This window comes from Nostocoides sp. HKS02 (assembly GCF_009707485.1).
Taxonomy (GTDB): domain Bacteria; phylum Actinomycetota; class Actinomycetes; order Actinomycetales; family Dermatophilaceae; genus Pedococcus.
This window is the reverse complement of the sequence record NZ_CP046121.1, coordinates 441,220-461,850: the sequence shown is the minus strand read 5'-3', so window position 1 is coordinate 461,850 and position 20,631 is coordinate 441,220. Positions and strand designations below refer to the sequence as shown.

The 20,631-nt window shown below is 72.1% G+C and carries 18 protein-coding genes, 2 tRNA genes and 2 pseudogenes; 13 read left to right on the top strand and 9 right to left on the bottom strand.

The window, feature by feature from the left end:
• The first annotated feature begins 42 nt into the window (after positions 1-42).
• Together GKE56_RS17125 and GKE56_RS02140 are read left to right on the top strand one after the other, a co-directional pair.
• Entirely contained in the window at positions 43-501 is a 459-nt protein-coding gene (locus GKE56_RS17125; protein WP_230209125.1) for a hypothetical protein, read from the top strand.
• Between the two features lie 99 nt (positions 502-600).
• Positions 601-2,058, top strand: a complete 1,458-nt coding sequence (locus tag GKE56_RS02140; protein WP_154683152.1) for an NAD(P)/FAD-dependent oxidoreductase — start codon at positions 601-603, stop codon at positions 2,056-2,058.
• A 34-nt stretch (positions 2,059-2,092) separates the two neighbouring features.
• Here GKE56_RS02140 and GKE56_RS02135 read toward each other — a convergent pair.
• Positions 2,093-2,166 (bottom strand) — tRNA-Pro (locus GKE56_RS02135).
• A gap of 89 nt (positions 2,167-2,255) precedes the next feature.
• Here GKE56_RS02135 and GKE56_RS02130 point away from each other — a divergent pair.
• A tRNA-Gly gene (locus tag GKE56_RS02130) sits at positions 2,256-2,329 on the top strand.
• 26 nt (positions 2,330-2,355) lie between these two features.
• Here GKE56_RS02130 and trmB read toward each other — a convergent pair.
• Positions 2,356-3,012, bottom strand: a complete 657-nt coding sequence (gene trmB, locus GKE56_RS02125) for a tRNA (guanosine(46)-N7)-methyltransferase TrmB (RefSeq protein ID WP_154683151.1) — start codon at positions 3,010-3,012, stop codon at positions 2,356-2,358.
• Between the two features lie 60 nt (positions 3,013-3,072).
• On the opposite strand from trmB, the pseudogene GKE56_RS02120 reads away from it, so the two are divergent.
• Positions 3,073-3,429, top strand: a pseudogene (locus tag GKE56_RS02120) (DUF4395 domain-containing protein); the annotation flags it as partial.
• A gap of 156 nt (positions 3,430-3,585) precedes the next feature.
• On the opposite strand, the gene GKE56_RS02115 reads toward GKE56_RS02120, so the two are convergent.
• The 3 genes from GKE56_RS02115 to GKE56_RS02105 all read right to left on the bottom strand — a co-directional run bounded on the left by GKE56_RS02115 (position 3,586) and on the right by GKE56_RS02105 (position 5,872).
• Complete coding sequence (locus GKE56_RS02115) at positions 3,586-4,680, bottom strand: PP2C family protein-serine/threonine phosphatase (RefSeq protein ID WP_154683150.1); 1,095 nt, start codon at positions 4,678-4,680, stop codon at positions 3,586-3,588.
• A 125-nt stretch (positions 4,681-4,805) separates the two neighbouring features.
• Positions 4,806-5,273, bottom strand: a complete 468-nt coding sequence (locus GKE56_RS02110; protein ID WP_154683149.1) for a ribose-5-phosphate isomerase — start codon at positions 5,271-5,273, stop codon at positions 4,806-4,808.
• 47 nt (positions 5,274-5,320) lie between these two features.
• On the bottom strand, positions 5,321-5,872 hold the full coding sequence (locus tag GKE56_RS02105) for a DsbA family protein (protein ID WP_230209276.1): 552 nt from the start codon (positions 5,870-5,872) through the stop codon (positions 5,321-5,323).
• 185 nt (positions 5,873-6,057) lie between these two features.
• Here GKE56_RS02105 and pepN point away from each other — a divergent pair.
• The 6 genes and pseudogenes from pepN (at position 6,058) to GKE56_RS02075 (ending at position 13,956) form a co-directional block, all read left to right on the top strand.
• A pseudogene (pepN, locus tag GKE56_RS02100) lies at positions 6,058-8,612 on the top strand (aminopeptidase N).
• Positions 8,602-9,525, top strand: a complete 924-nt coding sequence (locus GKE56_RS02095; protein ID WP_154683148.1) for a mechanosensitive ion channel family protein — start codon at positions 8,602-8,604, stop codon at positions 9,523-9,525. Before pepN ends, GKE56_RS02095 begins: the two are co-directional and overlap by 11 nt.
• Entirely contained in the window at positions 9,522-9,941 is a 420-nt protein-coding gene (locus GKE56_RS02090; protein ID WP_154683147.1) for a globin, read from the top strand. The genes GKE56_RS02095 and GKE56_RS02090 overlap by 4 nt, the downstream gene beginning before the upstream one ends.
• A 104-nt stretch (positions 9,942-10,045) precedes the next feature.
• Positions 10,046-11,746: a glycoside hydrolase family 13 protein gene (locus tag GKE56_RS02085; protein WP_154683146.1), complete on the top strand. Its 1,701-nt coding sequence runs from the start codon at positions 10,046-10,048 to the stop codon at positions 11,744-11,746.
• 33 nt (positions 11,747-11,779) lie between these two features.
• On the top strand, positions 11,780-12,574 hold the full coding sequence (locus GKE56_RS02080; protein ID WP_154683145.1) for a glycerophosphodiester phosphodiesterase: 795 nt from the start codon (positions 11,780-11,782) through the stop codon (positions 12,572-12,574).
• On the top strand, positions 12,571-13,956 hold the full coding sequence (locus GKE56_RS02075; protein ID WP_154683144.1) for an MFS transporter: 1,386 nt from the start codon (positions 12,571-12,573) through the stop codon (positions 13,954-13,956). The genes GKE56_RS02080 and GKE56_RS02075 overlap by 4 nt, the downstream gene beginning before the upstream one ends.
• On the opposite strand, the gene GKE56_RS02070 is transcribed toward GKE56_RS02075, so the two are convergent.
• Positions 13,938-14,561 carry a hypothetical protein gene (locus tag GKE56_RS02070; RefSeq protein WP_154683143.1) on the bottom strand — a complete coding sequence of 208 codons (624 nt, stop codon included), beginning with the start codon at positions 14,559-14,561 and terminating at the stop codon, positions 13,938-13,940. The genes GKE56_RS02075 and GKE56_RS02070 overlap by 19 nt on opposite strands.
• Positions 14,561-15,031: a thioesterase family protein gene (locus GKE56_RS02065; protein WP_154683142.1), complete on the bottom strand. Its 471-nt coding sequence runs from the start codon at positions 15,029-15,031 to the stop codon at positions 14,561-14,563. Before GKE56_RS02065 ends, GKE56_RS02070 begins: the two co-directional genes overlap by 1 nt.
• 48 nt (positions 15,032-15,079) lie before the next feature.
• On the opposite strand from GKE56_RS02065, the gene GKE56_RS02060 reads away from it, so the two are divergent.
• Positions 15,080-17,218, top strand: a complete 2,139-nt coding sequence (locus GKE56_RS02060; RefSeq protein WP_154683141.1) for an ATP-dependent DNA helicase RecQ — start codon at positions 15,080-15,082, stop codon at positions 17,216-17,218.
• A gap of 1 nt (position 17,219) precedes the next feature.
• Here GKE56_RS02060 and GKE56_RS02055 read toward each other — a convergent pair whose 3' ends face one another.
• On the bottom strand, positions 17,220-17,777 hold the full coding sequence (locus tag GKE56_RS02055; RefSeq protein WP_154683140.1) for an NADPH-dependent FMN reductase: 558 nt from the start codon (positions 17,775-17,777) through the stop codon (positions 17,220-17,222).
• Positions 17,778-17,882: 105 nt separating this feature from the next.
• Between GKE56_RS02055 and GKE56_RS02050 the strand changes: the two genes are divergently transcribed.
• Entirely contained in the window at positions 17,883-18,476 is a 594-nt protein-coding gene (locus tag GKE56_RS02050; RefSeq protein ID WP_154683139.1) for a TetR/AcrR family transcriptional regulator, read from the top strand.
• Here the strand turns inward: GKE56_RS02050 and GKE56_RS02045 are convergent.
• Positions 18,360-19,106, bottom strand: coding sequence for a YitT family protein (locus GKE56_RS02045; RefSeq protein WP_154683138.1), 747 nt, complete (start codon positions 19,104-19,106; stop codon positions 18,360-18,362). The genes GKE56_RS02050 and GKE56_RS02045 overlap by 117 nt on opposite strands.
• 61 nt (positions 19,107-19,167) lie before the next feature.
• Between GKE56_RS02045 and GKE56_RS02040 the strand changes: the two genes are divergently transcribed.
• Positions 19,168-20,616 carry a PLP-dependent aminotransferase family protein gene (locus GKE56_RS02040; RefSeq protein WP_154683137.1) on the top strand — a complete coding sequence of 483 codons (1,449 nt, stop codon included), beginning with the start codon at positions 19,168-19,170 and terminating at the stop codon, positions 20,614-20,616.
• Positions 20,617-20,631: the final 15 nt, after the last annotated feature.

The following is a 20,631-nucleotide window of genomic DNA, read 5'->3' as shown; positions in this document are numbered from 1 at the left end:
AACGGGTACCAGGGCGGCAGCTTCCCGGCCTCGTCGCACTACGTGACCGCGGTCGGCGGGACCTCGCTGTTCAAGGACTCCAGCGCACGCGGCTGGTCGGAGTCGGCGTGGAGCGGGGCCGGTTCCGGCTGCACCACCCTCAACACCGCCCCCAGCGGCCAGACCTCCACGATGACGAGCTGCTCGGGTCGGGCCATCGCGGACGTCTCCGCGGTCGCAGACCCCAACACCGGCCTCGCGGTCTACGCCCCGTCGAGCTCGTCGCAGTCCGGGTGGGCGCAGTACGGCGGCACGAGCCTCTCGTCGCCCCTCGTCGCCTCGGTCTACGCGCTCAGCGGCAACACGGCGGGCTACGCCAACACGCTGCCCTACGCCAACTCCAGCGGGCTGTTCGACGTCACGTCGGGCAGCAACGGCACGTGCGCTTCGTGGTGCACCGCCAAGACCGGCTGGGACGGCCCGACCGGGCTGGGCACGCCGAACGGCACCAGCGCGTTCTGATCCGCACGCCTGCCAGCGCCACGCGGGCACCGCACGTCAGCGGCCTCGAAGCACCCGCTTCGGGGCCGCTGACGCGTCCCACGGCCTAGGTTGGCCAGCATGAGTTCATCGACCGACCGGTCCCCGCAGGAGTTCGACGTCATCGTGGTCGGTGGCGGCCCCGTCGGCGAGAACGCCGCCGACCGCGCCCACAAGGCCGGGCTCACCGTGTCGCTGGTCGAGCACCACCTCGTCGGCGGAGAGTGCAGCTTCTACGCGTGCTCCCCCAGCAAGGCGCTGCTGCGGCCGATCCACGCCACCCGGGCCTCCCAACGCGTCCAGGGGTCCGAGGGGGCACGGCTCGACCCGGCCGGGGTGCTGGCCCGCCGCGATGCCTGGATCAACCGGATCGGCACCACCGACCGCCTCGACGACAGCGGTCAGGTCGGCTGGCTCGACCACGTCGGCATCACCCTGGTGCGCGGCACCGGTCGCCTCGCCGGTGAGCGCCTGGTCGAGGTCGGCGACCGCACCCTGCGAGGCAGGCACGCGGTCATCCTGGCCACCGGCAGCTCGCCGTTCATCCCCGACATCCCGGGGCTCGCCGACGCACACCCCTGGACCAACCGTGAGGCGACGACGTCGCAGCGAGTCCCGGGTCGGCTGGCCATCCTCGGCGGCGGCGTCGTGGCCTGCGAGATGGCCCAGGTCTATGCCGCGCTCGGCTCCGAGGTGACGGTCCTGTCCCGGTCGTCCCTGCTCCGGCGCTCCGAGCCCTTCGCCGGCGAGGCGGTCGCGAAGGCGCTGGTCCACGACGGCGTCGACCTGCGGCTCGGCGTCTCGGCGACCTCGGTGACCCGGCTCGGACCGTCCGGCGAGGTGACCCTCGAGGTCGACGACGGCAGCACGGTCACCGCCGACGAGGTCCTCGTGGCCACCGGGCGGGTGGCCACCACGGCCGGGCTCGGCCTGGACTCGGTCGACGCTGCGACCGACGAGCACGGGTCCGTGGTGGTGAACGAGCACATGGAGGTCTCCGGCGTCTCTGGCTCGACCAGCCCGAGCGCGATGCCGTGGCTGTATGCCGTGGGCGACGTCAACGGGCTGGCGCTGCTCACGCACATGGGCAAGTACCAGGCCCGGGCAGTCGGCGACCTCATCGGCGCCAGAGCGGCCGGCCGGGAGCCCGACCCCGAGCTCACGGTGCCGTTCGCCACTGCCCTCGGGTCGCCCCAGGTCGTCTTCACCGACCCGGAGGTGAGCAGCGTGGGACTGACCGAACACGAGGCTCGCGAACGCGGCATACGGGTCAGGGTGGTGGACGTGCCGATGGATGCCGCGGCGGGTGCTGGGCTGCTGGCTGAGGGGTACCAGGGCCAGCTGCGGGTGGTCGTCGACGAGGAGGCTGGTGTCCTCGTGGGCGCGACCCTGGTGGGTCAGGATGTCGCCGAGCTCGTGCACGTGGCGACGGTCGCGATCGTGGCCAAGGCGCCCCTGCGCACGCTCTGGCACGCGGTCCCGTCGTACCCCACGATGAGCGAGATCTGGCTGCGGGTGCTCGAGGCGTACGGCGTCTAGGCCCACGGCTGCACGGGCAGGGTCGGATGCTCTGTCGGGGTAGCCGGATTTGAACCGGCGGCCTTCCGCTCCCAAAGCGGACGCGCTACCAACCTGCGCCATACCCCGCGGACGGCGAGCCGATTTCGGCGCACACGATCGCGGGCATTAGGCTAACGCCTCGGATCAGCAGCCCTCCCGAGGGGCTGCTGAGACGTGCGGGTGTAGCTCAATGGTAGAGCCCCAGTCTTCCAAACTGGCTACGCGAGTTCGATTCTCGTCACCCGCTCCACCAGCCCCATCGGCTCCATCGGCGGCTCAGCGCAGCTCTGCCCGCAGCTCCGTGACGCGGCGCCCGGCCGCCAGACCCTTGGCCTCGAACCCGTCGGTGGGGCGCCAGTCGGGGCGCTCGCCCTCGGTCACCACGAACCGCCCGTCTGCCGCGAGCTCGGTCCGGGCGTGCGCGGCATACGCGTCGTGGTCGGTTGCCACGAGCAGGTGCCCGCCCGGCTCGAGCCGGGAGGCGACCAGGTCGAGGGTGTGCGCGGACAGGAAGCGCCGCTTGGCATGCCGAGCCTTGGGCCACGGGTCGGGGAAGAACAGGTGCACGGCGGCGAGGGACTGCGGCGCGATCCGGTCCTCGAGCAACAGCACTGCGTCGCCGCGGTGCATCCACAGGTTGCCGACGCCCAGCCGGTCGGCCTCGGCGAGCATTCGCGCCAGGGCCGGCGTGAAGACGTCGACCGCGAGCAGATCGTGGCCCGGGTGCGCCACGGCATACGCCAGCGCCGCCGCCCCGTGCCCGCACCCGATCTCCAGGACCACCGGGGCCGACCGCCCGAACGCCTCGCGAGGGTCCAGCGGCCCATCCGGGATCTCGTGGCGGGCCCCGAGGGTCTCGAGCCGCTCGACGGTGAGCGCCGAGAGCCGGCCGCGCCGTGCGTTGTAGCTGCGCACCCGGCCGTTGTCCTCCACGCCACCAGCCTAGGGTGGGTCCGTTGGATAACTTCGACTTATGTGATCCATAATGGAACCATGCACATCTCCCGGTTCCCCAACATCGTCGACGACATCTCCGTGCGGCTCATCGCCGGGGTCGTGCTCGTCCTGGCCGTGGGTGCGCTCGCCTTCCACCAGTGGTGGCTGTATGCCGTGCTCGCGCTCGACTTCACGCTGCGCGCCGGGTGGGGGCCCTCCGCGAGTCCCGTGGCCCGGCTCGTGCAGTCGGTCATCCGGCCCCGCGTGCGCCAGGCGCCCCGGTACACCGCCGGGCCGCCCAAGCGGTTCGCCGCGGCCATCGGTGCGGTGCTGACGCTCGCGGCGACGGTGCTGTGGCTCGCGGGCACCGTGGTCCCGGTCGTGGTCATCGGCGTGGTGATGGTGGTGTTCCCCGCGCTGGAGTCCCTGGCCGGGGTCTGCGTCGGCTGCATCGTGTTCGGCTGGCTGATGCGCCTCGGCGTGATCCCCGAGTCGGTCTGCCTCGAGTGCGCGAACATCACCCGACGGGTCGCCACCCAGGCCTTTCCCCCTCCCATCCTCGGCCCCACCTCAGCGGCGCCAGACGAGCACGGCCGCGCGGTCGTCGGTCTCGCCGGCCCGCGCCGCGGCACACATCTTGGCGGCCATCCCCTCGAACCCTTTGCCGATCATCCGCTCCGCCGTGCCCAGCATGCGGTCGATGCCGTCACGCAGGTCACGGTTGCGCGTCTCGATCACGCCGTCGGTGTAGATGAGGAGGGCGTCGCCCGGGCCGAGGACGCCCCGGATCCGCGGGAACTGCAGCCCCTCGGTCACGCCGAGCACCGGTCCCTCCTCGCCCTCGAGCACCTCCCAGCGCCCGGAGCCTGCCGAGAAGCGCACCGGTGGCGGGTGACCCGCTGAGCCGAGGCTGTACTCACCCGTGGAGAGGTCGATGACGGCGTGTGCGGCCGTGGCAAACCCCTCGTCCCAGTGCTGACGGAGCAGGTAGGAGTTCGCCGCAGGCAGGAAGCGCTCCACCGCCATCGACCCGAGCAGTCCCCCGAACGCCCCGGAGAGCAGCAGCGACCGGGTGCCGGCGGCGATGCCCTTGCCCGAGACGTCGACGAGCGCCAGCTCGAGCAGGTCACCGGTCTTGCTCGTCACGAGGAAGTCGCCGGAGAACGAGTCGCCGTACGCCGAGAGCACGGACAGCTCGGCACCCCAGCCGAACGGCAGCTCAGGCAGCTCGCCCTGCGTGCGCAGCCGGTCGCGCAGGTCGACCAGCATCGTCTCGCCGAGGTTGCCCTGCACGCCGAGCCGGGCGCGGGACGCGGCGACCCAGAACATGATGATCATGACGACGGCCAGGACGCCGTAGGCCGCCAGCAGCGCCGGCGTGGGGTGCCGGTCGAAGATCGTGTACCCCCCGGCGATGAGCACGCAGACGTCGACCACGGCCAGGACCTTGGGCGGCAGGAAGAGGCCAGCCACCACCGCGACCGGGATGTACGCGGAGAACGGCACGTAGGTCGGCCACACCGACATCGACCAGCACAGGATCGTGTTGGCGGCGATCACTGCCGCCGCGGTCGCCCAGACGTGCCAGCGCGCCCAGCGCGACCGGCCGCGCTGCACGCGGCTCAGCAATGAGCGACGGGCGAACACCGTCCGGTCGACATCCACGTCCGAGAAGTCCTTTGGCCGGGCGAGAGCACGAGTGCTCCGGGAGAGATGTGCGGATGGGTTGCCCCGCCAACCCGTCGTCAGCCTAATGGGCGGCCGCCGCGGGGGTTCGGGCAATGGGCAGATCAGGGCACGGGAGGCAGCGTGCCGTCCCGTTCGTAGGCCGCGACCAGGTCGATGCGCCGCTGGTGGCGCGGCGCCCCGGAGAACGGGGTGGCCAGGAACGCGGCGACCATGACCTTGGCCTCCTCGACGGCAGTCATGCGGGCGCCGATCGAGATCACCTGGGCGTTGTTGTGCTCGCGGGCCAGCGTCGCGAGCTCCACGGAGTAGCACAGCGCCGCCCGGATGCCCTTGACCTTGTTGGCAGCCATCTGCTCGCCGTTGCCCGACCCACCCAGCACGACCCCGAGCGAGGTGGGGTCGGCAGCCACCGCCTCGGCGGCCCGGAGCACGAACACGGGGTAGTCGTCCTCGGCGTCGTAGGCGTGGGGCCCGTGGTTGGTCACCTCGTGGCCCTCCTGCTCGAGGAACGTCACGAGCTCGCCGAGCAGGTCGTATGCCGCGTGGTCGCCGCCGATGTGGACGCGCATCGTGGGTGCTCCTTGGTCAGTCGGAGGGTTGCCTGGGCGAGCTGTGGTCAGTCGAAGATCGGGCCGACGCTGCGGCTGCGCTTGAGCTCGAAGAACCCCGGCGTGCCGGCGACGAGCACGCAGCCGTCCCACAGTCTTCCAGCAGCCTCGCCCTTCGGCGCCGGGCTGACCACAGGTCCGAAGAAGGCCTGGCCGTCGACGGCGATCACGGGCGTGCCCACGTCGTCACCGACGAGGTCGATGGCCCGCTGATGGCTGGCGCGCAGGAGGTCGTCGTTGGTGTCGCTCTCGGCGAACTGCGCGAGCGCGGCGTCGAGGCCGACCTCGTCGAGCGCCTCGGCGATGACGTTGGTGAAGTCCTTGTTGCCACCGAGGTGGATGCGCGTGCCCATCGCGTCGTAGAGCGGCTTGATGACCTTGTCGCCGTACTGCTGGGCGGCCGCGATGACCACCCGCACGGGGCCCCACCCGCGGTCCATCAGCTCGCGGTAGGTCTCGGGCAGGTCGCGCCCCTCGTTGAGGACCGCCAGGCTCATGACCGACCAGGTGACCTCGACGGACCGGACCTGCTCGACCTCCATCATCCAGCGGGAGGTCATCCAGGCCCACGGGCACAGGGGGTCGAACCAGAACTCGGCGGAGGTATGCGACACGGCGTTCGTTTCAGGACTCACCCGCCCAATCCTGCCACTTCCGGCGACGGGTCACGAAAGGGGTGCTTCTTCGGGGAAGGGCCCGTGCGAGGATGGCGGGGTTCCCGTCACGACCCCTGCAGGAGTACTCCTTGCCCGGCAAGAACCTGACCCGCGACGAGGCCGCCGCCCGCGCGGCCGTCGTCTCCGTCGACCACTACGACGTCGCGCTCGACCTGACCACCTCCGCGTCGACGTTCCGCAGCACGACGACGGTGACCTTCTCCAGCCCCCAACCCGGGGCTGGGACGTTCCCTCGACCTCATCGCCCCTTCCGTCGAGGCCATCACCCTCAACGGTGAGCCGCTCGACCCGGCGACGCACTTCGACGGGGTCCGGATCACCATCCCGGCCACCGCGGAGCAGAACACGCTCACCGTCGACGCGACCGCGGCATACATGAACACCGGCGAGGGGCTGCACCGGTTCGTGGACCCGGTCGACGACGAGGTCTACCTCTACTCCCAGTTCGAGGTCGCGGACTGCCGCCGCATGTTCGCCGTCTTCGAGCAGCCCGACCTCAAGGCGACGTACGCGTTCACGATCACCGCGCCGTCGCACTGGCAGGTCGTCTCCAACTCCCCCACCCCCGAGCCGGAACCCGTCCGCGACGGCGTGGCCACCTGGGCCTTCGCCCCCACCCAGCGGATGTCGTGCTACATCACCGCGCTGGTGGCCGGCCCGTATGCCGTCGTGCGCGACGAGGTGACCTCTCGTCGCGGCACCGTCCCGCTCGCGATCTACTGCCGCCAGTCGTTGCTGGAGCACCTCGACGCCGACAACATCTTCGACTGCACCAAGCGGGGTTTCGCGTTCTTCGAGAACGAGTTCGACTGCGAGTACCCCTTCGAGAAGTACGACCAGCTGTTCAGCCCGGAGTACAACATGGGCGCGATGGAGAACGCCGGCGCGGTCACCATCAACGAGGTCTACATCTTCCGGGCCAAGGTCACCGAGGCCCTCGTGGAGCGTCGGGCCCTGACCCTGCTGCACGAGCTGGCCCACATGTGGTTCGGCAACCTCGTGACGATGAAGTGGTGGAACGACCTCTGGCTCAACGAGTCGTTCGCCGAGTGGGCCTCGACGACCTGCCAGTCCGAGGCCACCGAGTGGCGGACGGCCTGGACCACGTTCAGCGCGGCCGAGAAGTCGTGGGCGTACCGCCAGGACCAGCTCTCCTCGACGCACCCCATCGTGGCGCCGATCCGCGACCTCGAGGACGTCGAGGTCAACTTCGACGGGATCACCTACGCCAAGGGCGCTTCGGTCCCTCAAGCAGCTCGTCGCCTACGTCGGGCGGGAGCCCTTCGTCGCGGGTCTGCGCGCCTACTTCGCCAAGTACGCCTGGGGCAACACGACGCTGCAGGACCTGCTCGGCGAGCTCGAGCAGACCTCCGGCCGCGACCTCGGCACCTGGTCCAAGCTCTGGCTCGAGACGGCCGGGGTGAACACGCTGCGGCCGGTGATCGAGACCGACGACCAGGGCCACATCTCCTCCGCCTCGATCCAGCAGACGTTCGCCGAGGGTTTCGAGACCCTGCGCCCGCACCGGCTCGCCGTTGGCCTGTATGCCGTGCGCGGTGACGAGCTCGTGCGCACCGAGCGCCTCGAGCTCGACGTCGACGGCGAGTCGACCGAGCTGCCGCAGCTGATCGGCCGCCCCGCGCCCGACCTGCTGCTCGTCAACGACGACGACCTCGCCTACGCCAAGATCCGGCTCGACGAGCGCTCCCTCGCCACCGCGCTGGCGCACCCCCGTGGCTTCCAGGACAGCCTGCCGCGCGCGCTGGTCCTCGGTGCCGCCTGGGACATGACGCGGGACGCCGAGATCTCCGGGCGCGACTTCGCCCACCTGGTCCTGGCCTCCTTGCCGGGCGAGGCCGACTCCACCCTGCTCAAGACCCTGCTCGGGCAGCTGATGTCGACCGTGCGGCTCTTCGTCGCGCCCCAGCACCGCGCCGAGACGATCGCCTCCACCACCGCTGCCCTGCGCGGGCTGGCCGAGCAGGCCGCACCAGGCAGCGACGCGCAGCTGCAGCTGCTCGGTGCGTATGCCGCGCTGCAGCGCGGTGGCGACGACGCGGCATACCTGCGGGGCCTGCTCGAGGGCACCACGACCCTGCCGGGGCTCGCGGTCGACACCGAGATGCGCTGGACCCTGATCACCTCGCTCGCCGCCTGCGGCGAGGCGACCGAGGCGGAGATCGCCGCCGAGCAGGACCGTGACAACACCGCGACGGGTCGCGAGCGGGCGGCCCGGGCGCTCGCAGCGATCCCGACGCCGGAGGCCAAGGCCCGCGCCTGGGCCGAGGGCGTCGTCGGTGACACCCTGACGAACTCCGTGGTCGAGGCCGTCGGTCTGGGCTTCGTCCAGGCTCGCGATCCCGAGCTGCTGCAGCCGTACATCGCCCGGTACCACGATGCCGTCATCGAGATCTGGGAGTCGCGCACGCACGCCATCGCCGAGGCGATCCTCGTGACGTACTACCCCACCGCCCTGGCGAGCCAGGAGCTCCTCGACGCCTCGCAGCAGTGGCTCGACACCCACCCTGACGCACCGGCCGGCCTGGTCCGCCTCGTCGCCGAGAACCGCGACGGAATCGCTCGGGCGCTGCGCGCGCAGGCGAGGGACGCCGATGCTGCCTGAGCAGGTCCTGCGCTCGCTCGCCCGGCTCACTCCCACGCAGGTCTGGGACTGGTTCATCGGGCGGCCGCTTGCGGTGGTCGTCACGGTGGGGCTGGCCCTGGTGCTGCGGTGGCTGCTCCTGCGCTCCATCGGCCGCATCGTCGACGTCACCCTCGCGAGGTCCGACGCTCGGCGGTCCGAGCAGCCCGGCCGCGCCGGGCGGGTGCTGGCGCACGCGACCGGCATGGCACACGAGCGGCACCGTCAGCGCACGCTGACGATGGGTTCGCTGCTGCGCAGCATCGTGACCTTCGTCGTCGCGCTCATCACGATCCTCACGGTGATGTGGTCCTTCAACATCCAGCTCGCGCCCTTGCTGGCCACGGCCGGGGTGGGGGGCGTGGCGCTGGGTTTCGGCGCGCAGAGCCTGGTCAAGGACTTCCTCTCGGGCATCTTCATGATCCTCGAGGACCAGTACGGCGTCGGCGACGTCATCGACACCGGTTCGGCCATCGGCACCGTCGAGGAGGTCAGCCTGCGAGTCACCCGGCTGCGCGACGGCTCGGGAGTGGTCTGGTACATCCGCAACGGCGAGATCGTCCGGATCGGCAACAAGAGCCAGGGTTGGTCGACGGCGACGATCGACATCCCGGTCGCGTACTCCGAGAACCTCGAGAAGGTCATCCCCGTCATCCGCACCGTGGTCGACGAGATCGACCAGGCCCCCGCGTGGCACGACCTGCTCCTCGAGGAGCCCCAGGTCGTCGGCGTCGAGTCGATCTCCGGCGGCGTCGTGACGATCCGGGTCGTCATCAAGACCGCCCCCGAACAGCAGTACGGCATCTCGCGCGAGATCCGTGAGCGGGTCAAGGCAGCCTTCGACGCGAACGGCATCAAGGCGCCGGCCATGACCCCCTTCGGGCCGCCCCGATGAGCGCCGGGCCCAGCGGCCAGAGCGGCCAAGGCGCCCAGCTCGGCAGCTTCTACGACGAGGTCGGCGGCCACGAGACGTTCCGGCGGCTGGTGTCCGAGTTCTACCGCGGCGTGGCCGGCGACCCCGAGCTGCGCGCGCTCTACCCCGAGGACGACCTCGGTCCGGCTGAGGACCGGCTGCGGATGTTCCTCGAGCAGTACTGGGGCGGCCCGACGACCTACTCCGAGCAGCGGGGCCACCCCCGGCTGCGGATGCGCCACCACCCGTTCAAGGTCACGCCGGCCCAGCGCGACCGCTGGCTGCTGCACATGATGGCGGCGGTGGACTCGATCGGCCTTCCCCCGGCCAACGACCTGCTGCTGCGCGACTACCTCGAGCGGGCGGCATACTCCATGGTCAACTCGCTCGAGGACTGAGCCGCTCCCCCAAGTCTCCCGAGTCCCCGCTGCCCCGTTCCACACCGCAAGACGGCGGGAAGCCGGTTTCGCATCGTCGCCGCCATGGTGAACGATGGCTGCCCGTGACCAACTCCCTCACCACCCACCCGATCCACCCTGCTGTCCCGGAGGATGCTGCCTGGTGGCGGCATGCCGTGATCTACCAGATCTACCCGCGGTCGTGGGCTGACGCCGACGGAGACGGCATCGGCGACCTGCCCGGTGTGACGGCCCGCCTCGAGTACCTCAGGGCCCTCGGCGTCGACGCGGTCTGGTTCAGCCCCTTCTACAAGTCGCCCCAGGCCGACGCCGGTTACGACGTCGCCGACTACCGGGACATCGACCCCCTCTTCGGCACCCTCGCCGACGCTGACGCCATGGTGGCCAAGGCGCATGCGCTCGGCCTCAAGGTGATCGTCGACCTCGTGCCCAACCACAGCTCCGACGAGCACGTGTGGTTCCAGGCGGCGCTGGCGGCCGGCCCCGGCAGCCCCGAGCGTGACCGCTACATGTTCCGCGACGGCCGTGGCGCCGACGGCAGCGAGCCGCCGAACGACTGGCACTCGGTCTTCGGTGGCGACGGCTGGACCCGGGTCACCGAGGCGGACGGCACACCCGGCCAGTGGTACCTGCACCTGTTCGACACCAAGCAGCCCGACTTCAACTGGGACAACGAGCAGGTCCGCGCCGAGTTCGAGGCGATCCTGCGGTTCTGGCTCGACCGCGGCATCGACGGCTTCCGGGTCGACGTCGCGCACGGCCTGGTCAAGGAGCCGGGCCTGCCCGACTACGACGCCGAGCTGCACATCCTCGACGGCGAGGTCCAGCCCGGCGCCCCCAAGCCGCCGATGTGGGACCAGGACGGCGTCCACGAGGTCTACCGCGCGTGGCGCAAGATCCTCGACAGCTACGGCGAGCCGGACCGCATCCTGTGCGCCGAGGCGTGGGTGCGACCCCAGGAGCGGGCGGTGCGCTACGTCCGTCCCGACGAGATGCACCAGGCGTTCAACTTCGACTTCCTGCAGGCCCAGTGGCGTGCCGCTGACCTGCGGGCGGTCATCGACTCCTCGCTCGCCGCCGCAGACAGCGTCGGCGCGCCGAGCACCTGGGTGCTGTCCAACCACGACGTCGTGCGGCACGCCTCGCGGCTCGGCCTGCCGGTCGGCCAACGTCGCCCCAACGGCATCGCCGCCGACGACCCGCAACCCGACCGCGAGCTCGGCCTCACCCGCGCCCGTGCGGCGACGACGCTGATGCTGGCGCTCCCGGGTGGGGCCTACCTCTACCAGGGCGAGGAGCTCGGGCTGCCCGAGTCCACCGACATGCCCGCGTCGTTCCGCCAGGACCCGACGTTCATCCGCAGCAAGGGTGAGGAGATCGGACGCGACGGGTGTCGCGTGCCGATGCCGTGGACCAAGGACGCCCCGTCGTTCGGGTTCGGGCCGTCCGAGGCGTCCTGGCTGCCCCAGCCGGCGATCTACGGCGACTACGCCGTCGACCAGCAGGACGGCGTCGCCGGGTCCACCCTCGAGCTCTACCGCGAGCTGCTGCGCGTGCGCCGCGAGCGCCAGCTCGGCACCGGTGGGCTCGAGGACGTCGACGGCTTCGGTGACGACGTCGTGGCCCTGGTCAACACCGGTCAGGGCCAGCGCACGCTGGTGCTCGCCAACCTCGGGGCCGAGCCGGTGGCACTGCCGGCGGCGGCCACCGTCCTGGTGGCGTCCGGCGCGCTGACCGCGGACGGGCTGGTCCCGACCGACACGACGGTCTGGGCAGCCCTCTGAGCGTGGCGGCGGCTCCCACGGCAGACTGACGCCGTGGGAGCTGCCGACTTCGCGTACTTCGATGCGCCGACGCCGATCGGGCTCGCCCACCGCGGCGGCGCGAAGCTCAGCGCGAACCTGCGGCTCGAGAACACCCTGTCCGCCTTCCGCGAGGCGGTGCACCTGGGCTACCGGTACCTCGAGACCGACGTGCACGCCACCGCCGACGGCGTGCTCCTGGCGTTCCACGACCACCGGCTCGACCGCGTCACCAGTGGCGCCGGCCTGATCGCCCGCCTGCCGTATGCCGTGGTGCGCGAGGCGCGGATCGACGGCACGGAGCAGATCCCCACCCTCGCCGCGCTGCTCGAGGAGTTCCCCGGTGCGCGGTTCAACATCGACGTCAAGGCCTCGGGGGCGCTCGAGCCGCTGGCGGAGGTGATCCGCAGCCACGGCGCCCTGGAGCGGGTCTGCGTCGCCTCGTTCTCCGACCGACGGCTGCGAGCCGTGCGCCGGCTCCTCGGCCCGGGTCTCGCGACCGCGGCAGGGCCGTCCGAGGTCGCCGCGCTGCGGTTCGCTCCGGACCGGATCACCTCGTGGCTGCGCTCCCCCGCGCCCGTGCTCCAGGTCCCGACGGGGCACCTCGTCGGCGGTCGGCGTCTCGACCTCGTCACGCCCGCCCTCGTCGAGCGGGTGCACGCGCAGGGCAAGCACATCCACGTGTGGACGATCGACGACGCGCAGGAGATGCACCGGCTGTTCGACCTCGGAGTCGACGGCATCGTGTCCGACCGCATCGACACCCTCGCCGGGGTGCTCGCCGAGCGCGGCGTACCGTTGGGCCAGTGAGCGCCGCAGCCCCGACGCGGACGGGCGTCTTCCACCCGGCATACGCGTTGGTTTCCGTGGCGCTGGTCGCCCTCATCACCGTCATCGCCTTCGAGGGCATGGCGGTGTCGACCGCCATGCCTGCCGCTGCGCGCGAGCTCGACGCGGTGCGGTCGTACGGGCTCGCCTTCTCCGTCATGCTCACGACCCAGCTGCTCGGCATCGTCCTCGCCGGCGTGTGGTGCGACCGCGCCGGTGCGCTCCCCTCCCTGTATGCCGGGCAGGCCCTGTTCGCCGCGGGCTGCGGGCTCTGCGGGGCCGCGCACTCGTTCGGGCTCTTCCTGGCGGGGCGCGGCGTGGCTGGGTTCGGTGCGGGCCTGATCATCGTGGCCGGGTATGTCGTGATCGGCCGGGCCTATCCAGATTCGTTGCGGCCCAAGGTGTTCAGCGTCATCTCCGCGGCGTGGGTGCTGCCGTCACTGGTGGGTCCGCCCATCGCTGCCTGGGTGACGACGACGTGGTCGTGGCGCTGGGTGTTCTGGCTCGTCGTCGCACCCGTGGTGGTGGCGATGGCGCTCGTCCTGGCCCGGCGGGGTCAGATCGCGGGTGCCGACGAGGAGGTCGAGCAGTCCAGCCGCGACCGCCGCGCCCACGCCCGGGCTGCGTGGGCCGGGCTGCTGATCGCGGCGTCCGCGGGTGCGCTCGAGTGGGGCACCCACGACCTCACCGTGGCGTGGTCGGTCGGCACGGTCGTCGCTGCGGTCGGGGTGCTGGGGGTCGCCGCCAGCGCGCCGTTGCTCCTGCCGCCCGGGACCTGGCTGATGCGGCGCGGCCTGCCGTCGGTGATGATCGCGCGCTTCCTGCTGACGTCGTCGTTCTTCGGGACCATCACCTACATCCCACTCATGCTCGTCAACGAGCGGGGGCTGACCCTCGGTGCGGCGGGAGCGATCCTCGCGATCGGCTCGCTGGGGTGGTCGGCCGGCTCCTGGGTGCAGGGCCGCGACCGCTGGGCGGGTCGCCGGTACCGGCTGGTCTCCATCGGCGGCGGACTGCTGTGCCTGGGCCTGCTGGCGGTGGTGGCCATCACCCACTTCGGGTGGAACCCGTACCTCATCGCGGTGGCCCTGGTCGCGTGCGGCATGGGCATGGGGCTCGGCACGGCCAGCCTGTCGGTGCTCTCGCTCGTCCTGACGCCCGCGGCCGACCACGGCTCGACGTCGTCGTCGCTGCAGGTCGCCGACGTCCTCGGCTCGGTGCTCGGGATCGCGGCGGCCGGCGCCGTTTTCGCCGCCCTGCACACGGCCGCCGGTCACGACATCCCCGTGTACGTCGGCATGTGGCTCGCGCTCAGCGCAGTCGCCGCTCTGGTCGTCCTGGCAGGTCAGCGCATCAGGACGTGACCGGTGGGCGTCGACAGGCGCGTCCACCGGCCGTGCGCCCACACCGTCACCTCGCTGCCCGAGGACGCAAACCCCAGCACGTATGCCGCGAATGCCCCGCCCGCGCGTACCGGCGGAATGGTCGTGGTCGAGCGACCCCACACCTGTCGTCGCAGGGCGGTCACCGCGTGACCACCGGCTTCGGACGGCGCGCCCTGGGCGATCTCGGCGATGCCCTCTCGGGCCGCGACCACCAGATCGTCGGCGGACACGGCCCCCACGCGCTCCCAGCCGCCCCGCGGTGGTGCGACCGCCGACCACGGCGCCCGAACGGTCATGGGCGGTATCTCGAGCCGGCCGCCGGACTCGCGGGCGAGGCGGTCTCCCACCGCTGCGAGCGCCACCGTCACGTCCAGGGTTGCCGGTGTGGCGAGGGGCATCACGCGGAGCCCGAGGACGGCGCCCTCACCCATGAGGCCGGCCCCTGGCAGCACGCCGACATAGGCGGCCAGCGTCGTGCCGTCGGCCTGCAGACGCACCGCGCCGTCGTCGTCGGCGGCGCGGGCCCGGCTGACGAAGGTCCGCAGGTCGTCGAGGCCCTGGGCGTCGGGGAAGACGAGCTCCATCAGCGCCGTCGCCAGCGGAACGCCACCGGGTCACCCGAGTGCTGGTCGAGGACGGAACGGAGCGCGTCGTCCATCCGTCGCGGCGTGGACGTCGCGAAGTCGTAGAGGACGAGCGTCGTCTCGGCCCGCGCGTAGACGGTGTCGGGGGTGGAGCGGCCGTCGCGGACCTCGTAGGCGAGGTCGAACCCGGCGCCGCCGATCTTGGTCGCCCACATCTCCACCACGATCGGGGGTAGGCGGAACTGCAGCGGCGCGAGGTACTCGATCTCGTGTCGGGCGACGAGGATGCCCTCGGAGAGGACCGACCGGTCCTGACCGAACCAGCCCTCGAACCCGATCACCCGGGCATCCTCGAGCAGTCGGAGGAACTGGACGTTGTTGACGTGTCCATAGGCGTCCATGTCGCTCCACCGCAACGGCACGTCGACGCGGTAGCGCAGGGTCTCGGCAGGCGCTGGCTCCTCGGGCATGGGGACATCCTGACAGGGCTGTCGGCCACGCGGCATACGGTGGTCGCCATGGGAGCACCTACCGCACTCGACCTGGCTGACCTGCCCACCGACCTGCGCACCCGCGCCACCGAGGTGCTGCGCCAGCTCGTGGGGCGCCCCGACGTCGACTTCCGCGACGGTCAGCTCGAGGCGGTCGAGGCCCTCGTCGGGCAGCGGCGCCGCGTCCTGGTCGTGCAGCGCACCGGGTGGGGCAAGTCGGCGGTCTACTTCGTCTCCACGGCCCTGCGCCGCGCCGAGGGGGCCGGGCCGACCGTCATCGTCTCGCCGCTGCTGGCCCTGATGCGCGACCAGATCGCCGCGGCCCAGCGGGCCGGCATCCGCGCGGTCACGATGAACTCGGCGAACGCCGAGGAGTGGGGGCAGGTGTCGGCCGCCCTCGCCCGCGACGAGGTCGACGTGCTCCTCGTGAGCCCCGAGCGGCTCAACAACCCGAGGTTCCGCGACGAGCAGCTGCCCGACCTCGCGCGGCGATGCGGCCTGCTCGTCGTCGACGAAGCTCACTGCGTCTCCGACTGGGGGCACGACTTCCGCCCCGACTACCGGCGCATCCGCGACCTGCTTACCACCTTGCCGTCCAACACCCCGGTCCTGGCCACCACCGCCACGGCCAACGCGCGGGTCGTGACCGACGTGGTCGAGCAGCTCGGCGCAGGCGGTCACGAGGTGCTCACGCTGCGCGGCGGCCTGGCCCGCGAGTCGCTGCGCCTGGGCGTGATGCGGCTGACCTCGCCCGAGCAGCGGCTGGCCTGGCTGCTGGCCCACCTCGGCTCGCTGCCCGGCAGCGGCATCGTCTACACCCTCACGGTCAACGCCGCCGAGGACATCGCGGTGGCGCTGCGCGAGGCCGGCCACGAGGTCCGCGCCTACACCGGGCGCACCGACCCGGCCGACCGCGAGCGCCTCGAGGCGAGCCTGCGCGACAACGAGGTCAAGGCCCTGATCGCGACCTCGGCCCTCGGTATGGGGTTCGACAAGCCCGACCTCGGGTTCGTGCTCCACCTCGGCGCGCCGTCCTCACCGGTCGCCTACTACCAGCAGGTCGGCCGCGCCGGGCGTGCCACCGAGCGCGCCGACGTGCTGCTGCTCCCCGGCCCCGAGGACAAGGACATCTGGGCGTACTTCGCCTCGGCCTCGATGCCCCAGCAGGACCAGGCCGATGCCGTGCTCCGGGCTCTCGCCGGGTCGACCCGGCCGCTGTCGACGGCGGCCCTCGAGTCGGTGGTCGACATCCGGCGCACCCGGCTCGAGCTCCTGCTCAAGGTCCTCGACGTCGACGGTGCGGTCCGTCGGGTGCCGGGTGGGTGGACCTCGACCGGTGAGCCCTGGACCTACGACGCCGAGCGCTACGCGCGGGTCAGCCAGGCGAGGGTGCGCGAGCAGGACCTCATGGTGGCCTACGAGCAGACCGGCACCTGCCGGATGGCGTTCCTGCAGGAGTCGCTCGACGACGACACCGCCGCACCCTGTGGCCGGTGCGACTCGTGTGCGGGTCCGTGGTTCCCGACGACCATCCCGGACGTGGCAATGACGACGGCGCGGGGCCGTCTCGAGCGCGCGGGCGTCGAGGTCGAGCCGCGCGCCCAGTGGCCATCCGGCATGGACCGCCTCGGGGTCCCGCTCAAGGGGAAGATCGCTCCGACCGAGGCCATGGCGCCCGGTCGAGCCGTCGCGCGGCTCACCGACCTGGGCTGGGGCCAGCAGCTGCGCACGCTGCTGCGCGCCGAGGACGCACCGGCCCCCGCCGCGCTCCTGCAGGCCTGCATCCCGATCCTGCGGGACTGGGACTGGGCGCAGCGACCGGTCGCGGTCGTGGGCGTGCCGTCACGGCACCGACCCCAGCTCGTCGAGTCGGTGGCGCGGGGCATCGCCGACCTGGGTCGGCTGACCTGGCTCGGTTCGCTCGACCTGGTCGAGGGGGGCCCGGTCGGCGAGGCCGGCGGCAACAGCGCGTTCCGGCTCGCCGGCGTGTGGGGCCGACTGGCGGTGGGGTCCTCGGTGCGCGAGGCGCTCGCGACGCTCGACGGCCCAGTGCTGCTCGTGGACGACGTCGCCAGCTCGCGCTGGACCCTCACCGTCGCCGCCCAGGCCCTGCGTCAGGCCGGGGCGACGACGGTGCTGCCGTTCGTCGTGGCAGTGGACGCCTAGGTCAGGCGACAGCGGCTGCGGGCTCGACGGCCACCAGGGCCTCGACCGCGGCCAGCAGCCGGCCCACGACCTCTTCGTCACCCAGCACGTCGACGTCGATCGAGGTCTGCGACACCGCGATGTGCTCGGGAGCCACGGCTCCGGCGATCGTGGCTGACCGGCGTGCGTGCTCGTGGGCCCACTTGCCGCCGTACGGCGTGGGCGTGGTGCCCACGACCGCGAACGGCTTGCCCTTGATGGCGCCGCGACCGTACGGGCGCGACAGCCAGTCGATGGCGTTGTTGAGCACGGCGGGCATGGTGCCGTTGTACTCGGGCGTCACGGCCAGCACCCGGTCGGCACCGGAGACGAGGTCGCGCAGGCGCTGCGCGGCGGCGGGCACCTGCGCGCCGTCGAGGTCCTCGTTGTAGAACGGGACCTCGCCAAGGCCCTGCGCGATCTCGATGGTGACGCCCTCGGGGCTGCGCTCGACGAGCTTCTCGGCGATGCGTCGGTTGAGGGAGTCGGCACGCAGGCTTCCGACGAGGACGACGATGCGGGTGTCAGTGGGGGAAGGCATGGAGGGAACCTTTCGGGGGAAAGTTCAGGACGCAGGCGTAAACGGACCGAGGTCCGGTTTCATTCCTCCCGACCCAGTGTCGGACCCACTCCCTAGACTGCGGCCATGGGCGGCACCCCTCTACCGCTGCTCGGCAGCCCCCTCCACGAGCGCGCCGACGCGGCCCGCAACCGCGAGGCGCTCCTCGCTGCCGCCGCGCGACTGGTCGAGCACTGCGGGGTCGGCGCCGTCACGATGGACGCGGTGGCCCACGAGGCGGGCGTCGGCAAGGGCACGGTGTTCCGCCGGTTCGAGAGCAGGGCCGGACTCATGGGGGCGCTGCTCAACGAGCTCGAGGCGACCTGGCAGGGGCTGGTCATCAGCGGTCCTCCACCGTTGGGCCCGGGTGCGCCACCGCTCGACCGGCTGATCGCGTTCGGGCGGTCGCGCCTCGACTACAACCTCCGGGCGGCCCAGCTCATCGCGGCGTCAGGCCAGGCCGGGCGACGCTCGCTCGCGGCCCAGGGGTTCACCGCCCGGCACGTCGTCCACCTGTTGGGGCTGCTCGACGTCCGCGGCGACCGGCCGTTCCTGGCCAAGGCGCTACTGGCCCCGCTGGAGAGCGTCATCGTCGAGCAGGCCCTCACCAGCGACGGCTTCCCGGTCGAGCGGTTCCTGCGGGGCTGGGAGGACCTGGCCCACCGCATCATCGCGGGGTAGCACCTCCACCGTGAGCAGCGGCAGGAACAGCTGCACGAGGGGGCCGATCAGCACGGCATACAGCACGGTGCCGACCCCGACGACCCCGCCCATGAGCCAGCCCACCGCGAGAACCGTCACCTCGATCGTGGTGCGCACCAGCCGGAAGCTGCGGCCCGTCCGCCGCACCAGGCCCGTCATCAGGCCGTCGCGTGGTCCCGGGCCGAACTGGCTGCCGATGTAGAGCGCTCCGGCCAGGCCGTTGAGCACGATGCCCGCGAGCAGCAGCCCGGCACGGGCCGGCAGGCCCGTCGGGGCACCGAGCAGCGCGAGCGTCGCGTCCGTGGCGAGCCCGATGACGACGACGTTGGCCACAGTCCCCAGCCCCGGCCACTGGCGCAGGGGGATCCAGAGCAGCAACACGAGGGCTCCGACGATGATGACCACGGTGCCGAAGCTGACCGGCAGGTGCTGGGCCACGCCGTAGTGGAAGACGTCCCACGGGTCGAGGCCGAGCCGGGAGCGCACCATCATGCCCATCGAGACGCCGTACAGGGTCAGCCCCGCGGCCAGCTGCACCAGTCGGCGTGCAGTGCGCCCGGCCCGCAGCTGTTGGAGCGGCGTCAGGGGCGCGAGGCTGGTCTTCGTCATGATTGCAAGATTGGACTGCATTGGCCTGTTCTTCCATAGCCAATCGTGCCAAAGTGGTCTCATGGCGCGCAGCATCTCCGCAACCCGGCTGGTTCCCATGCTGGGTGCCGCGCTCGAGGTGACCCCCGCCTACCGTGGCCTGGCTGATGCCCTGCGACTCCTTGTCGCCGACGGCCGCCTCCCCTCCGGCACCCGCCTGCCCAGCGAACGAGACCTCACCGCCGCGCTCTCGGTGAGCCGCACGACCGTGACCAGGGCGTATGCCGAGCTGCGCGACCGCGGCTATCTCACCTCACGCCAGGGCTCGGGCAGCGTGGCCACCCTGCCCGGCGGCGCGGTCGGGCGCCGCCAGGGCACGGCCCTGCAGCCCTCCGCGGAGCAGGTCCAGGGCGACGTCATCGACCTGACCTGTGCCTCGATGAGCGCGCCCGCGGGCACTGTGGCGGCCTACGAGCGGGCCGTCGTCGAGCTGCCCCGTTACCTCGGCGGAACCGGCTACCACCCGCTCGGCCTGCTCGCCCTGCGCGAGGCGCTGGCCGCGCGGTTCACCGACCGCGGCCTGGCCACCTCGCCCGACCAGGTCATGGTGACCAGCGGCGCCCTGGCCGGGTTGGCGGTGACCGCCCGCGCGCTGCTGTCCCCCGGTGACCGGGTCCTGCTCGAGAACCCGACCTATCCCAACGCCATCGAGACGCTGCGCCGGTCGGGCGCGCGCCCCGTCGCCCTCCCCCTCGACTACGACGGGTGGGACCTCCAGGCGGCCGACGCCGCGCTGCGCCAGACCGCGCCGCGGGCGGCATACCTCATCCCGGACTTCCACAACCCCACCGGCGCCCTCATGAGCGAGGGACAGCGCGCCGCGTTCGGCGCCGCGCTCGCCGGCACCCACACGGTCGGCATCGTCGACGAGACCTTGGTCGACCTCGCCCATGACGAGTCCCTCATCATGCCGCGGCCGCTGGCCGCCCACCATGCACGCACGGTGACCCTTGGCGGCGCGAGCAAGTCGTTCTGGGGCGGCCTGCGGATCGGCTGGATCCGGGCGCCGCGCGAGCTCATGCCCGCCCTCGTCAGCGCCCGACTCACCCTGGACCTCGGGGCTCCGGTCCTCGAGCAGCTCGTGCTCACCGAGCTGTTGGCCGAGCGCGCCGACATCCTCCGCGAGCGGCGCGCATCGGTGGTGGCCACGCGCGACGCACTGGTCGGCGCATTGCGAAACCGCTTGCCGCAGTGGCGGTTCCGTATGCCGTCTGGTGGGCTCTGTCTGTGGGCCGAGCTCCCCGAGGCCCTGTCGACGCCGCTGTGCGCCGCTGCCGACCAGCGCGGGCTGGTGCTCGCTCCCGGCTCGCAGTTCGCGGTCGAGGGCGGGCTGGAGCGCTTCCTGCGCCTCCCGTTCACGGGGCACCAGCCCGAGGTCGTGGCCGAGGCGGTCGACCGCCTGGCCCTCGCCTGGGAGGACGCCAGCGCCACGCGACCGGCGCGCTCCGGACGCTCGCCGCTGGTGGCGTGAGCGCGCCCGCTAGGG

Bases quoted from the DNA above. Each gene is read 5' to 3' on its own strand.
- GKE56_RS02050 (WP_154683139.1), top strand. From the start codon at position 17,883: ATGGGCGGCACCCCTCTACCGCTGCTCGGCAGCCCCCTCCACGAGCGC.
- GKE56_RS02110 (WP_154683149.1), bottom strand. From the start codon at position 5,273: ATGCGCGTCCACATCGGCGGCGACCACGCGGCATACGACCTGCTCGGC.
- GKE56_RS02040 (WP_154683137.1), top strand. From the start codon at position 19,168: ATGGCGCGCAGCATCTCCGCAACCCGGCTGGTTCCCATGCTGGGTGCC.
- GKE56_RS02095 (WP_154683148.1), top strand. From the start codon at position 8,602: ATGCTGCCTGAGCAGGTCCTGCGCTCGCTCGCCCGGCTCACTCCCACG.
- GKE56_RS02060 (WP_154683141.1), top strand. From the start codon at position 15,080: ATGGGAGCACCTACCGCACTCGACCTGGCTGACCTGCCCACCGACCTG.
- GKE56_RS02065 (WP_154683142.1), bottom strand. From the start codon at position 15,031: ATGCCCGAGGAGCCAGCGCCTGCCGAGACCCTGCGCTACCGCGTCGAC.
- GKE56_RS02070 (WP_154683143.1), bottom strand. From the start codon at position 14,561: ATGGAGCTCGTCTTCCCCGACGCCCAGGGCCTCGACGACCTGCGGACC.
- GKE56_RS02055 (WP_154683140.1), bottom strand. From the start codon at position 17,777: ATGCCTTCCCCCACTGACACCCGCATCGTCGTCCTCGTCGGAAGCCTG.
- GKE56_RS02045 (WP_154683138.1), bottom strand. From the start codon at position 19,106: ATGACGAAGACCAGCCTCGCGCCCCTGACGCCGCTCCAACAGCTGCGG.
- GKE56_RS02090 (WP_154683147.1), top strand. From the start codon at position 9,522: ATGAGCGCCGGGCCCAGCGGCCAGAGCGGCCAAGGCGCCCAGCTCGGC.
- GKE56_RS02140 (WP_154683152.1), top strand. From the start codon at position 601: ATGAGTTCATCGACCGACCGGTCCCCGCAGGAGTTCGACGTCATCGTG.
- GKE56_RS02105 (WP_230209276.1), bottom strand. From the start codon at position 5,872: ATGACCTCCCGCTGGATGATGGAGGTCGAGCAGGTCCGGTCCGTCGAG.